At 39.9% G+C, this 15,504-nt stretch carries 9 protein-coding genes; 7 read left to right on the top strand and 2 right to left on the bottom strand.

What is annotated here, in order from left to right:
• Positions 1-52 precede the first annotated feature (52 nt).
• The 7 genes from FN817_RS06690 (at position 53) to FN817_RS06660 (ending at position 12,288) form a co-directional block, all read left to right on the top strand.
• Positions 53-2,284, top strand: coding sequence for a GH92 family glycosyl hydrolase (locus tag FN817_RS06690; protein ID WP_142717265.1), 2,232 nt, complete (start codon positions 53-55; stop codon positions 2,282-2,284).
• Positions 2,285-2,315: 31 nt separating this feature from the next.
• Entirely contained in the window at positions 2,316-3,743 is a 1,428-nt protein-coding gene (locus tag FN817_RS06685) for a glycoside hydrolase family 125 protein (protein ID WP_142717264.1), read from the top strand.
• Positions 3,744-3,851: 108 nt separating this feature from the next.
• Positions 3,852-6,005, top strand: coding sequence for an endo-beta-N-acetylglucosaminidase H (locus tag FN817_RS06680; RefSeq protein ID WP_142717263.1), 2,154 nt, complete (start codon positions 3,852-3,854; stop codon positions 6,003-6,005).
• 56 nt (positions 6,006-6,061) lie between these two features.
• Positions 6,062-8,470, top strand: a complete 2,409-nt coding sequence (locus tag FN817_RS06675) for an endo-beta-N-acetylglucosaminidase H (protein ID WP_142717262.1) — start codon at positions 6,062-6,064, stop codon at positions 8,468-8,470.
• Positions 8,471-8,601: 131 nt separating this feature from the next.
• Entirely contained in the window at positions 8,602-9,462 is an 861-nt protein-coding gene (locus FN817_RS06670) for an ROK family protein (RefSeq protein ID WP_142717261.1), read from the top strand.
• 21 nt (positions 9,463-9,483) lie between these two features.
• On the top strand, positions 9,484-11,766 hold the full coding sequence (locus FN817_RS06665; RefSeq protein ID WP_142717260.1) for a GH92 family glycosyl hydrolase: 2,283 nt from the start codon (positions 9,484-9,486) through the stop codon (positions 11,764-11,766).
• Between the two features lie 24 nt (positions 11,767-11,790).
• On the top strand, positions 11,791-12,288 hold the full coding sequence (locus FN817_RS06660) for a cupin domain-containing protein (RefSeq protein ID WP_142717259.1): 498 nt from the start codon (positions 11,791-11,793) through the stop codon (positions 12,286-12,288).
• Between the two features lie 94 nt (positions 12,289-12,382).
• On the opposite strand, the gene FN817_RS06655 is transcribed toward FN817_RS06660, so the two are convergent.
• Both FN817_RS06655 and FN817_RS06650 read right to left on the bottom strand, forming a co-directional pair.
• On the bottom strand, positions 12,383-13,735 hold the full coding sequence (locus tag FN817_RS06655) for a sugar porter family MFS transporter (RefSeq protein ID WP_142717258.1): 1,353 nt from the start codon (positions 13,733-13,735) through the stop codon (positions 12,383-12,385).
• Between the two features lie 5 nt (positions 13,736-13,740).
• Positions 13,741-15,495 carry a class I mannose-6-phosphate isomerase gene (locus FN817_RS06650; RefSeq protein WP_142717257.1) on the bottom strand — a complete coding sequence of 585 codons (1,755 nt, stop codon included), beginning with the start codon at positions 15,493-15,495 and terminating at the stop codon, positions 13,741-13,743.
• Between the last annotated feature and the right edge of the window lie 9 nt (positions 15,496-15,504).

The raw sequence follows: 15,504 nt of genomic DNA, 5'->3' as shown, positions 1-15,504 counted from the left end.
CTATTTTTAAACCAACTTTTAAACAAAAAAAATCTCCGATACCTCTCTTATCATGAAAAAAGAACTGCTTATCTGCTTTTTTACAACCCTGATTTCTGTAGCAAATGCCCAGCAAAATAAAAATGATGTTTTATCCTGGGTAGACCCTTTTATAGGAACAGGAGGTCATGGGCACACATTTCCAGGGGCAACTACGCCATTTGGGATGATACAGCTGAGTCCGGATCAGAATACGAAAAGTGGCGACTGGGACTGGTGTTCCGGATACCACTACAGCAGTAAGACGATCATGGGATTCAGTCATAACCATCTGAGTGGAACGGGTTGGGCAGACCTTGGAGATATTCTGGTAATGCCAACGGTAGGGCAGATAAAAATGGTCCCGGGATCAGAAGATCAACCGGAAACAGGATACCGTTCAAAATTTACGCATGATAAAGAAGTGGCATCTCCGGGATATTATTCCGTAATGCTGGACAGCTATGGAATTAAAGCTGAACTGACTACTTCCCCAAGAGTAGGATTTCATAAATATACTTTTCCCAAAAGTGATGAATCTAACATTATTATTGATCCTACCAATAAAATCTTCGGAAATATCTACCATACTTTAGTAAGTGTAGAAGGCAATAATAAAATCAAAGGGTACTGCTACAGCAATGGCTGGGGAGGTAAACGGTTTGCTTACTTCGTGATGGAGTTTTCCAAACCGTTTAAGTCTTACGGCGTGTATGCTGACGGAAAAATCAAAAATGATGAAAAAATTGCCCTTGCCAAAGATGCTAAAGCCTTTGTAAGATTCTCAACAGAAGATCAGGAAAGCATTGAAGTAAAAGTATCTTTATCTCCGGTGAGTACAGAAAACGCACAGGAAAATTTCGATACCGAAGCAAAAAATATTGACTTTGCAAAAGCCAAAGAAACAGCCCAAAAAACCTGGAGAGACCTTATCGGAAGATTCCAGGTGACTGGAGGTACTGACAGTCAGAGAAAAATTTTCTACACAGGCGTTTACCATACATTCATTGCTCCCAACCTTTATATGGATACCAATGGAGATTATGTGGCCGCTCAGGAAAATATGAATACCAAATGGTTCACGAATTACAGTACTTATTCATACTGGGACGGATTCAGAGCAACGCACCCGCTGTTGACCATTATGGATCAGAAACACACAAAAGAATTTGCCAATTCTTTAATCAGCAGATATACAGACCGTAAAGACCACATGCCAATCTGGGAGCTTTGTGGATATGATAACTTCTGTATGTTGGGTTATCACAGTGCTTCGGTAATCTGGGATGCCATTTCAAAAGGAGTTCCGGGTATTGATGGAGAAAAAGCATTTGCAGCAATGAAAGATGCTTCTTTGACAGACAAAATGAGCAGTAGTGATGGAGGCGGAGGTCTTAATGATTATATCAAGTTAGGCTATACGCCATCAGAAAATGGAGCATCTGTTTCGGCAACATTGGAATATTCATATGATGACTGGTGTATCCAGCAGCTTGCAGAAAAATTAGGGAAGAAAGAAGAAGCAGAAGTGTATAAAAAACGTTCTATGAACTTTCTGAATACCTTCAATAAAGAAAATAATCACTTCTGGCCAAGACAAAAAGACGGGAAATTCTTAGCAGATTTCAAGCTTAATGATTGGAAAAAACTCCAGCCACACTGGGTTTCCGGAAATATCTGGGCCTATGATTTCTTTGTCCCACATCAGATTGATGAAATGATGAATCTGTACGGAGGAAAAAAAGGATTTGAAGAAAAACTGGATAAAACCTTTACAGAAGCGCTTCATATGGAAGGAGAACAGCATGTAGATATCTCAGGATTCATTGGATCTCTAGGATTTGGAGATGAACCTGGACATCATGTTCCATATCTGTACAACTATGCAGGAAGTCCTTACAAGACTCAGAAAATGGTGAAATTTATCCGTGACAATATGTATGCGGCGAAGCCGGACGGAATTGTCAATAACGAAGATTGCGGTCAGATGTCTGCATGGTATATTTTCTCTTCATTAGGATTCTATCCTGTGACACCTGGGAAGCCGGTTTATGCTATCGGAGCCCCACAATTTCCAAAAGCGTCATTAAAACTAGAGAATGGAAAAACTTTTACCGTAATTGCTGACAAGATATCCGAAAAGAATATCTACGTTCAGAAAATGTTCCTGAACGGAAAAGAATACAAAAGCTGGGAGCTGAATCACAGCGATATCATGAACGGTGGCGAACTGAGATTTGTAATGGGAAGCAAGCCGGTAAAATAAGACTCATAAAATAAACGAAACAAAAGTATCAATGGAAAGGAGAAATTTTATTAAAACAAGTGCACTGGCAGGAGCCGGATTGCTGTTTACTCAAAATGTTTTTGCTAAAAATTTAGTGCTGGATGATTTTCCTGTTGTCCGTGTTCCTAAAGAGAAAAGACATTTTACCAGCGAATCCGTAGAAAATGCTATCGCTGCTTTTAAAAAGAAAGTTAAAAACAAAGAACTCAGCTGGCTCTTTGAAAACAGCTTTCCGAATACATTAGATACTACTGTTTTCTATAGTGAAACCAACGGGACGCCGGATACTTACGTTATCACAGGAGATATTGATGCCATGTGGCTTCGTGACAGTTCTGCACAGGTTTTCCCTTATCTGCAGTTCTCTAAAAAAGATGAAAAGCTGCACAAGCTGATCTCAGGAGTGATTCATAAGCAGACGACTTTTATCCTGAAAGACCCTTATGCAAATGCTTTCTATAACGATGACCAAAAGATCAGTAAATGGAAAGAATATGACCATACCGATATGAAACCGGGAACCCACGAAAGAAAATGGGAAATAGACTCGCTTTGCTATCCCATCCGTCTGGCTTATCACTTCTGGAAAACAACCGGAGATACAAAACCTTTCGACGCTAACTGGCTGAAAGGAATTAAACTTACCCTGCAGACTTTCACAGAACAGCAGAGAAAAAATGATCTTGGACCTTACAAATTCGAGCGTACAACAGCGTGGGCAACAGATGGAGTTCCTATGGGAGGATATGGTTATCCGACAAAACCGGTGGGTCTTATCAGCTCTATGTTCCGTCCAAGTGATGATGCTACTATCTACGGATTCCTGATTCCGTCTAACTTATTTGCAGTAGTAAGCTTACGTCAGGCTGCGGAAATGGTTTCTCAGATTAAAAATGAAAAAACGTTGGCTCAACAGCTGAACAGCCTTGCTGATGAGGTAGATACAGCCATCAAAAAATACGGAATTTACAATCATCCTGAATTTGGAAAAATCTATGCTTTTGAAGTGAATGGCTTTGGAAGCTATAACCTGATGGATGATGCGAACTGTCCAAGCTTGCTGGGACTGCCTTATCTGGATGCGGTGAAAGCGGATGACCCTGTGTATTTGAATACAAGAAAATTTGTGTGGTCAGAAAACAACCCATTCTTCTTCAAAGGTAAACTGGCAGAAGGGATAGGAGGTCCGCATATCGGACTTGACATGATCTGGCCAATGAGTATCATCATGAAAGCACTCACTACAAAAGACAAAAGTGAGATCAGATGGTGTATTGATACTCTGCAGAAAACGCACGGCGGGACAGGCTTTATGCATGAATCCTTCCATAAAGACGATGCCAAAAAATTCACCAGAGAATGGTTTGCATGGGCCAATACATTATTCGGTGAATTGTTATGGAAAACCTTTAACGAAAACCCTGAGCTACTGACATAGCCCTCCCTTTTATATGGCTTATTCATCTGAGATACTTTCCTGAAAAGAAGGTATCAGGGGAAAGCTATATAAAAATTCAGACACCAAAGACCTTAAAAAAATTATACAATGAAAAAAAAATCCATCCTTACCGCTCTGATGGCAGTGATGCTTCAGTCAGGTTCTCTGATTAATGCACAGCAGCTTAATCCTACAGGAATTTGCTATGTGGAAGTGAATAACAACAACCTCCTGAATGCAGGAGCGTACAAACTGCAGACATCGAACAGCTATCTGTTTAATGTGGTGAATATTTTTGCGGCTAATATTAATTATGATACCAGCCGTGGAAGAGCTTATCTGTATTCCAATAATAATGTTACGAAAGTGCTTACCAATGCGGATACTTACATAAAGCCACTTCAGCAGAAAGGAATGAAAGTCGTCCTGACGATTTTAGGAAACCACCAGGGAGCTGGGATCTGTAATTTTCCTACCCGTGAAGCCGCAAAAGACTTTGCCCTACAGCTTGCCAATACAGTGAATACTTACGGTCTTGATGGAATTGATTTTGATGATGAATACTCAGAATATGGAAATAACGGAACTGGGCAGCCTAACGACAGCTCTTTTGTAATGCTTGTTCAGGAGCTTAGAGCATTATTACCGAATAAGATTATTTCATTCTATTATTATGGTCCTGCTGCTTCAAAACTTTCATGGAACGGAGCAAGAGTAGGCGACAATGTTAACTACAGCTGGAATGCCATGTACGGAACATTCTCCGCTCCCAATGTACCTCCTCTTACCAAAGCACAAATTTCTCCTGCAGCCGTATGGATGGGAAATACGTCCAATTCTACAACAACCAGCCTGGCCACTCAGACTAAGAACGGTGGTTATGGAGTATTTATGTGGTATGATCTTCATGGAACTAATGAAACAGCACAACTTTCAGCGGGAACTCAGACGTTATATGGAGAACCAACTGTTTTAAGCGGTACTTTACAGTCATGGACACAGGGTACAAACTGTGATGCGCCTATCGGACTGTTCACAAGCAATCTTACCGGAACAAGCGCAAAACTGAACTGGTCAGCTGTAGGAACCAATACCTATGATATTGATTATAAACCAGCTTCTTCAACAACATGGACGAATGCCGTGTCTGCAACGAGCGCTACTTCTGTAACAGTTTCAGGTTTAACAGCCAATACTGAATACGACTGGAGAATCAGAACCAACTGCAGCGTGAAAAGTGCTTATATGTTTGCTCCAAGATTTACCAGCACTTCAGGAACGACTCCTACAGGATCTTATGCCTTATCTCTGGATGGAAGCACTGAATCAGGGGCTGCCGGAAGTATGAACCTGAGCGGTTCCGCATTATCTTTTGAAGGCTGGATCAAACCTTCGTCCTTCAAGTCTGCTTCTCCTTATATTTCTTCTATCATGGGAACTGAAGTAAGCGACAGTAATTCCGCATTCTTACGATTAGGAGATGCCAGCCTGGCCAATAATAAGCTTCAGTTTGTAGTAAGTATTAATAATGTTCAGCAAAAACTGGCTTCCGCAACAGCTTTGAATGCCAACACCTGGTATCATGTTGCCGCAACATATGACGGTGCCAATATGAAATTGTATATCAACGGTGTTCTGGATGCGACTAAAGCACAAACCGGAAGTGTGAATTCAACAGGAGCATTTAATGTAGGATATTTATATAACACATCAAGAAACTTCAATGGAAAAATAGATGAGGTAAGAGTGTGGAAACGTGCACTAAGCCAGACGGAAATCAGTCAGAATATGTGCAATGTATCGGTTCCGGCAACATCATTGGCTGCCTATTGGAAGTTTAACGAAGGAAGTGGTTCTACTGTTCAGGATACATCCGGAAATGGAGTGACTTTATCATTAACAGGTGTTGATGCTTCCAATTGGGGAACAGATCTGCCTTGTGCAACAGGAAGTTCGCTATTAGCAAGAAATGCAGTAAGTCAAAAGGCAGTAAGCGCAGGACAGACCAACATTAAAAATCAAATCAAATTATATCCGAATCCGGTAAGCAAATCTTCATCACTTACAGTTTCTGTTCCGGATGAATACAGCAAAGGAAAATTAACGGTTTATGATTTTAATGGAAGAATCGTAGACACAAAATCACTGAATTCCGGCGATAATCAGATTGAATTGACAAGACTTTCAGCAGGAAACTATATTGTTCAGTTTGAATCTCATGATGGAAGTTTAAAACAATCCGAAAAACTAATTGTAAAATAACAAAATCAGTCATTGGGCTTCGGCCCAATGATTTTTCTACTACAAATTAATATACTATGAGAAAAAAATCCTTTTTTATTCCCTTAATGGCCCTCATGCTTCAGACTGCCCCGTTGCTCAAAGCACAGCAGCTCGATCCTTTGGGAGTCTGCTATGTGGAAGTGAACAACAATAATATGCTGAATGCAGGTTCTTATACTTTGCAGAATACCAACAGACAGCTTTTTGACGTTGCTATTATTTTTGCAGCGAATATCAACTATGATGTTTCTAAAAACAGAGCCTATATCTCCAATAATAATAACGTTACTAAAGTTCTGAATGATGTTAATACCTATGTAAAACCTTTACAGCAAAAAGGAATAAAAGTACTTCTGGATCTTTTAGGAAACCATCAGGGAGCGGGGATTTCTAATTTTCCTAACCGGGAAGCGGCAAAAGATTTCGCTTTACAGGTAGCTCACACTGTTTACACTTACGGACTGGATGGAGTAGACCTTGATGATGAATATGCAGGCTACGGAAATAACGGAACAGGACAGCCCAATAACAGCTCCTTTGTCATGCTTTTGCAGGAATTGAAAGCAGCAATGCCGGATAAACTGATTACATTCTATTATTATGGACCCGCTACCACAAGACAAACCTATAATGGAGATCTGGCAGGAAATTATATCGACTACACCTGGAATGCGATGTACAGTACATACAATGCTCCTGTAGTTCCTCCTCTTAATAAATCCAAAATCTCAGCAGCTGCTACATGGATTCAAAACTCAAATCCAAGCTCAACTTCTGCAACGACATTGGCAAACTTAGCGACCAGCACAAAGAATGACCAATACGGCGTTTTCATGTGGTATGACCTGGCAGGAACCAATGTTGCCAGCTATCTGAGTACAGGTTCCAATATCCTTTACAACGAAAATACGCTCTTAAGCGGTCAGTTATATTCATGGTCTCAGGGGCAAACCTGCGATCCGCCATTGGGACTGGATGTTTCCAATGTGACAGGAACTTCAGCAAAACTGAACTGGACTTCCAACGCGTCCCAATCTTACAAAATTGATTACAAACCAGCCAATTCAACGGTATGGACGAACGCGGACAATAATTATTCAGGAAATAATATTGTAATCAATAACCTTACGCTGAATACAGACTACGACTGGAGAATACAGTCCAACTGCTCACCGACATTAACAAGTACTTATATTTTTGCACCAAGGTTTAACTCCGGAAGTGGCTGCACTACGCCATCAGGATTAACTTCCGGAAGTTTCCTTGGTACTACCGCCCAACTGTCATGGGATGCAGGAAATGCAACTTCATATACATTACAGTATAAAACTGCTACTGCCACAACATGGTCTGAAATCCCGAATATTACCACCAATTCCTATTCATTACAAAACCTGACGCCTAATACAAATTATGTATGGAAAGTGCAGGCAGGATGTGCGGGAGGAACTACAAGTACCTATTCAGGAGAAGGATCATTCAACAGCGGTTTTGCTCCTGTTACAAGTCCTGGTGCAAGATCTCTTTCTTTTAACGGGAGTACTCACTATCTGAATGCAGGTCAATTTAACCTGAGTGGAAATGCAATGACATTTGAAGGATGGGTAAAAGTAAATGCTTTCAAAACAGGATTCCCTTATATTTCATCAGTAATGGGTATTGAAGTGGGAGATAATAACTCGGCAATGCTTCGTTTCGGAGATGGAAACCTGGCCAATAATAAACTTCAGTTTATTTTGAGTTTTGGTTCATCTCAGGTGAAGCTTAACAGTAATACAGCATTTAATACCAATACATGGTACCATATTGCAGCCACTTATGACGGTGCAGCAATGAAAATTTATGTCAATGGAAACCTGGATGCAAGTTCAGCAGTGACGGGTAATTTCAATGCCAACGGTATTCTTTATCTGGGTAGAAATTATGATAATTCCCGTACAATCAATGGGTTCCTGGATGAATTCAGAGTTTGGAAAAGAGCCTTAACTCCTCAGGAAATAGTAAGCAATAACTGTAATGTTCCTGCCAACTCCACAGGACTTGAAGCCAACTGGAAAATGGATGAAGGAAGTGGAATGGGAGCTTTAGATGCTACAGCCAACACTCATTTTGCAACCCTGATCAATATGACAGATGCCAACTGGAGAACAGATGTTGCCTGCACTTCATCTCTTGCCGTGAAAGATATTGAATCTGTAAAAGAGAACAGCACTGTTTATCCGAATCCTGTGAAAAGAGGAAATGATATTCATTTCGCTATCAGCGATAACTCTGCAAGTGAAGTGGCATTGTATGATGCTTCAGGAAAATTGTTCAAAAAACAGAGTATTAATCAAAATAATAACGCAGTCAATACACAGGATTTAATCAGTGGTACTTATATTTACAAAATTACATCCTCAAACAGTAAAGTACTATCGACTGGTAAAGTGATTGTAAAGTAAAGTTCAGATAATGAAATGGTTATCGGAATTAATAATATAAAGTCTGAAATACAAAGCAGACAGACAGGGTGGTGTATTCCTGTTTGTCTGTTTTTTCAGTCAAAGGATGTTTGAATTTAAAATAATAAATAATGCAGAATATAGTAGGAATAGATATCGGAGGATCACACATCACGCTGGCTCAGGTAGACCCGGAAAAACGTGAAATCATTTCATCCACTTATGTAAGAGAACATGTAGATGCTTTTGAAAACAAAGAAGTTATTTTCTCCGCATGGGTTTCGGCCATTCATAAAGTGGCCCATGATCTGGTAAAAGAAGATCTTTTAGTTGGGATTGCAATGCCAGGGCCTTTTGATTATGAAAATGGAATATCATTGATGCAGCAGGGGAAATTCATCGATATCTATCAGGTAAATATCAAAGAAGAGCTGGCCAAAAGACTTTCTGTTTCTCAGGCACAGATTCATTTTGTAAATGATGCGGCAGCCTTCATGGAGGGTGAGGTATTCGGAGGATGCGCTCAGGGATTCAATAAAATTTTTGGAGTGACACTCGGTACGGGACTGGGAACAACCTTCTTCAATGGAGAATTTGCTACCGATGAAGACTTGTGGGATTCTCCTTTTAAAGATTCTATCAGTGAAGATTATCTGGCAACACGATGGTTTGTGAATCGTTATAAAGAACTCACCGGAGAAGAAATTTCAGGGACTAAAGAATTGTTGGATAAACCAGCAGAAATACAAACCCAAATATTTGATGAGTATGCAGATTCTTTCTCTGAATTTATCGTGAAATATGTAGATCATTACAAACCGGAAGTTTTAGTTATAGGAGGAAATATTGCCAAGGCTTATCCCTATTTTGAACAAAGATTTATTCAGAATTTAACAAAGAATAATATTAACTTGCAGGTTAAAATTTCTGCCATATTTGAAGATGCAGCCATTCTTGGAGCGGCCAGCTATGCATTAAAAAAGCTTATATAAATTAACAAACGAAACGATACAATGAAGTTTATATTTTCTACCTGCTTCCTGTTATTACAGGCCTGGGCCTTTGGTCAGAATGTATCTCCCGTAGATTATGTGAATCCTTTGATGGGAACGCAGTCCAAGCCTTCTTTATCCAACGGAAATACCTATCCGGCAGTCGGACTTCCCTGGGGAATGAATATCTGGACACCGCAGACCGGTAAAATGGATGACGGATGGGCTTATACCTACGATGCAGATAAAATAAAAGGATTTAAACAAACGCATCAGCCTTCTCCCTGGATGAATGATTACGGCGCATTTGCCATCATGCCGGGAGTGGGAAAAGTGAAATTTAAAGAAGACGAAAGAGCAAGTTGGTTCAGCCACAAAGCTGAGGTTACTACGCCTTATTTCTACAGTGTATACCTTGCGGACATCAATGTTACTACAGAATTTACACCTACAGAAAGAGCTTCCTATTTTAAATTTGATTTTCCCAAAACAGACAGTGCTTACATCGTCGTAGATGCATTGAACAAAGGTTCTTACATCAGGATTTTCCCTAAAGAAAGAAAAATTATTGGGTATACCACAAAATATTCTACCGGGAAATATGATAATTTTAAAAACTATTTCGTCGTTCAGTTTGATAAAGATTTTGAACTGACAAAAGCCTGGAAAGATGATAAACTGGTTAATGACCAATTAGAAATTACCAGCGATCATACAGGAGCTGTCGTAGGTTTTAAACTTAAAAATAAAGAAACGGTTTATGCGAAAGTAGCCTCTTCATTCATCAGCTTTGAACAGGCAGAACTGAATCTGAAAAGAGAAATAGGAACCAGAAACTTCGAACAGGTAAAAACCGATGCTAAAAATATCTGGAACAAAACATTAGGAAAAATAGATGTAAAAGGAGGAACAGATCAGCAGATGAGAACCTTTTACTCTTCTTTATACAGAACTCTATTCTTCCCGCAGAAACTATATGAAGTGGATGCTCAGAATACAATAAAACACTGGAGTCCTTACAACGGTAAAATTGCAGACGGAAGAATGTTCGCAGGGACCGGATTCTGGGATACTTTCCGTGCTTTGTACCCTTTCCTGAACCTTGTTTACCCAAGCATCAATGTAGAAATGCAGGAAGGATTGGCTAATGCATACAAAGAAGGCGGATTCTTACCGGAGTGGAGCAGCCCGGGATATTCTGATATTATGATCGGAAACAATTCTGCATCCGTTGTAGCAGATGCTTACATCAAAGGACTTCGCGGGTACGATGCGGAAGCTCTTTGGCAGGCCGTAAAACACGGAGCGAATAATGAAGGTCCTATAGAAGCAGTAGGCCGTGCAGGAGTAAAGTATTATAATGAATTGGGTTATGTTCCTTACGACGTAAAAATCAATGAAAATGCGGCAAGAACATTAGAGTACGCTTATGACGACTTTTCAATTTATCAGTTAGGAAAAGCATTGGGGAAACCCGCTTCAGAAATTGATATTTATAAGAAAAGAGCTTATAATTATAAAAATGTCTTTGACAAGGAAACAGGTTTGATGCGTGGTAAAAATAAAGACGGGAACTTCCAGAAACCTTTCAATCCTTTCAAATGGGGAGATGCGTTTACAGAAGGAAACAGCTGGCATTATACATGGTCTGTTTTCCAGGATATTGACGGTTTGTCAGAGCTGATGGGTGGAAAAAAGAAATTTGAAGCCAAACTCGATGAGGTTTTCTCATTGCCGCCGGTTTTTGATGACAGCTATTATGGTGGTGTTATCCATGAGATCAGAGAAATGCAGATCATGAATATGGGGCAGTATGCCCATGGAAACCAGCCTATTCAGCACATGATCTATCTGTATAATTATGCAGGAGCGCCTTACAAAACACAATATTGGGCAAGACAAGTAATGAATAAATTGTACCATGCCACTCCGGACGGATATTGTGGAGATGAAGATAACGGACAGACTTCCGCATGGTATATTTTCTCAGCCCTTGGATTTTATCCCGTAACGCCGGCAACGGATCAGTATGTGTTGGGAGCTCCATTATTTAAAGAAGCAACCATTCATCTTGAAAATGGTAAGAAAATTGAAATAAAAGCTCCGGAAAACAATTCTGAAAATTTATATGTAAAATCTTTGAATGTAAACCAACAGCCTTATTCCAAAAACTGGCTGAGCCATAAAGAGTTGATGAAAGGAGCTGTGCTAGACTTTAAAATGGATAACAAACCAAATAAAGAAAGAGGTTCACAGGAAAAAGATTTTCCGTATTCAATGTCAAAAGAAGAATCAAATAAATAATTTTTAATTTAAAAATATCACTGTATGAGTACAGAAAAAAAAGAAATATTCGATAAAGTGGGAAGCATGCTGCAGAAACAAGGTTTTAACATTGCAGCAAAAGATGATACAAGACCATGGGGAGGATTCTTCGTGATTGATGAAACACAGGCGCAGGATTTTGCCAACCAGTATTTTGATGGGATTGATGTAGACAGCCTGAGAATAGGAGGGAAGCTAAGCCCGAAAATCCTTATTGTGGCTCCGGAAGCAAGATTAAGCTGGCAGTATCACCACAGAAGAGCCGAAATCTGGCAGGTAGTGGAAGGAACTGTAGGAATCAAAAGAAGCAATACTGATGAAGAAGGAGAATTAGGAGAATATGGACCAAAAGATCAGGTAAAACTTCAGCAGGGTGAAAGACACAGATTAATCGGTCTTGCAGGCTGGGGTATCGTTGCCGAAATCTGGCAGCACACTGATGCCTCCAATCCTTCCGATGAAGATGATATCGTAAGAGTACAGGATGATTTTGGAAGATAATCCGGAATAAGCAGATATTACAAATCCCATTTTAGCAGGTCATAGGGCTCTAAAATGGGATTTTTTTATTGAAGTGGAAATAAGATAATAGTACTTATTTTTCCCAGGTTTTTTCTATCTCTTCCAGTGTTTTTCCTTTGGTTTCCGGAACCATTTTCCAGATAAAGAGGAAAGTAATTACAGCAACAATCATATAAATCCAGAATGTATAAGCATTCCCGATAGATCCTATAAGCACGGGAAAGGTTTGAGATACCAGAAACACCGCCAGCCAAAGAAAAAATGTAGCCACAGACATTGCCGTAGCACGGGCTTTTGTAGGGAAAATCTCGGCAATAACAACAAATGTCAAAGGCCCCAATGACATAGCAAAGCAGGCAATATAACCAAGAATTGCGATGAGAACAAGATATCCCTGCTGTTGGGTATAAAAGGCAAAACCTACAATAAAAAGACAGATAGCCATCCCGGAAATTCCCAGCAGAAGAAGTTTTTTCCGGCCCCAGAGGTCTACATATTTTATAGCAACAAAAGTAAAGATCAGATTAATAACTCCTACAAGAATGGTTTGTATAAAGGCAGAATCCGATCCTACACCTGTTGATTTGAAAATTTCAGGAGCATAATACATAATCGCATTGATTCCCGTGATCTGTGAAAATACAGCGAGCAAAATTCCAATAATAAGAGCCTGTTTTAATTGGGGTTCTTTTATCTCGGAAAAAGAAAAAGGAGTTTCGTCTTTCAGGGATTCACTGATAGATTCCAGTTCCTTTTGAGCCGCATGGGTTCCATTAATCTGTGTAAGAATGGCTAATGCTTCATTGTTCCGTTTCTGTTTTGCCAGCCAGCGAGGGCTTTCAGGTACACTAAGTAGTAGTAGAATAAAGATTATTGAAGGAATAACTCCTGATCCGAACATCCAGCGCCATCCCGTAGAAATATTCCAGCTTTCATCATGAATACCGGCGATGTAAGCATTCACAAAATAAATAACAAGAATGCCTGTCACAATTCCCAGCTGAAAGATGGATATCAAACGTCCCCGAATTGCTGCTGGTGCCATTTCTGAAATATACATCGGAGAGAGCATGGAGGCAATCCCGATTCCCATACCTCCAATAATCCGGAATATAACAAAAATCCAGAGGTTAGGGGCCAATGCTGTTCCTACAGAAGAAATGATGAATAACAGGGCAGAAAGCATTAATACTCTTTTCCTTCCCACCTGATCACTGAGTTTCCCGGAATACATGGCTCCGATGATACAGCCCAGTAAAGCACAGGAAGCTACCCAGCCAGTCATTACATCAGAAAGCTGGTAATAAATCTTCATAAAACCAATAGCTCCTGAGATCACAGCAGTATCATAGCCGAACAATAAACCACCCACAGAAGCTACCAGAGTCGATTTATAAATAATATTTGAAGAGGTGTTTGTTGACATACCGTTTATTTTAAAACTTTACCTGCAATCATTTCCGTACGGACACTGGCTTTTATCGTAGCACATTCCTTGCCTGTGCTTTCACCATGAGGAGTAATGGTATAAGCTCCTACATGAGCCGGAACAATAAAGGTTTCAGCATAATGAATAATATAAGGCTCAAAACTGTTATCCGGGCTCTCAATAATTGCTTCACGGCCCTCCACAAGATTCAGAACATTTACAACACCTTCTGTGTGATGATGAACTTTTTGGGTAAACCAATGTCTGCGGGTTTCAATAAATGACCCGGCATCCAGTCCGGTACGTTCTTCCCGCCATCCTTCTCCTTCAGCAATCGGTTCTGTGAGGTTAAGGATATGTTGCTGGGTCCATGAAGCAGTACGATCCCATTGAATTACTTTTTTGCCATGGTCAAGAGATATCGGTCGAGGTTTACCATCCAGTCCCATTCTTCCCCAATCCCAGAGCTTAAATGTAAAAATATAAGGAGTTGCACTTATTTCCAACACTACAGAATTGGCTCCAGAGCAATGTATGGTTCCTGCGGGTATTGATACATGATCATGTTTGCGGACAGGCCATTTTTGTACATATTCCTCAGCATCAAAAGGGATCTTGCCATTTTGAGCCGCAGTAAGCGCTTTCATCATATGATCGGGATTTACATTTTCTTTCAGTCCAAGATATACAAAAGCATTGTCTCCGGCATCCAGCATATAATAGCTTTCGTCCTGGGTATAAGACATTCCGAACTTTTCTTTGATATATTCTTTCAATGGATGTACCTGTAAGCTTAAATTTCCACCTTCCATGGTATCCAGAAAGTCAAAACGAATAGGAAATTCATCCCCAAACCCTTCATAGACATCTTTTCCAAGTAAGGCATCAGGCTGAAAAAATACAAGATTGATCGATGGAATTTCCACAACCTGATCTCCAAATTCTAATAACAAACTGTTTTCTTCCGGTACACAATCGAAGCCCCATGCATAATTGGGTGCATTTCTGTCCAGATCACAGACTTCTTTCAGCCATTGTCCGCCCCATGGTCCCGGATCAAAGAAAGGAACCACTCTGAAAGGCTGTTGCACGGTCTGCTGAAGAGCTTCAAACAGCGCATCGGTACTAATCATTTTGGGTTGATGAGGAATGGTGGTATCCAAAACAAAATGACAAGTCCTCAGAATTCTTTTTTTATAACGGTCACAGACGCGCCAGTCTACAAAATAGGCATGTTTGTATTGGTAAGAAAAAGCATCTGTATAATTAGTTCTGCCCAGGTTACAGGCCGTATTGTTTCGGAAGCGCATCTGTATTCCCCATCTCGGCATATCAGCATAAATGGAAAGATCAGGCTGGCTGGTAATCAAAGTTGCTCCAGGGCCTATAACTACTGTACAGTCCTTATTTTCATCAATTTTTTGTTGAATTTCCAATACTTTTGAAGCTTCAAAATAATCTTCAAGTTCTAACGGAGTCATATAACCGAATACAGGATCATCTGTAACATATTCCTGTACCATTGCAGCAATATTATCCTCAGGTTTCATTGCTTCTGAAGTATCAATGATCAATCCGGGATTTAAGAATTCCTTTGCTGAGCTAATGATTTCTTTGAGAAAAACGCCTGGATAGCATTCAATGATAATTATTTTAGGGGTATTTTTTTTGAGTTCTCTGAAAATATTTTCCCAGCCTGTTACGCAGGTATGGTTTTGTATTTTAATGACAGGAAACTTATTGAAATTTGATTTCATTCTGATTTT

This window comes from Chryseobacterium rhizoplanae (assembly GCF_900182655.1).
Taxonomy (GTDB): domain Bacteria; phylum Bacteroidota; class Bacteroidia; order Flavobacteriales; family Weeksellaceae; genus Chryseobacterium; species Chryseobacterium rhizoplanae.
This window is presented reverse-complemented; position numbering and strand designations above follow the sequence as displayed.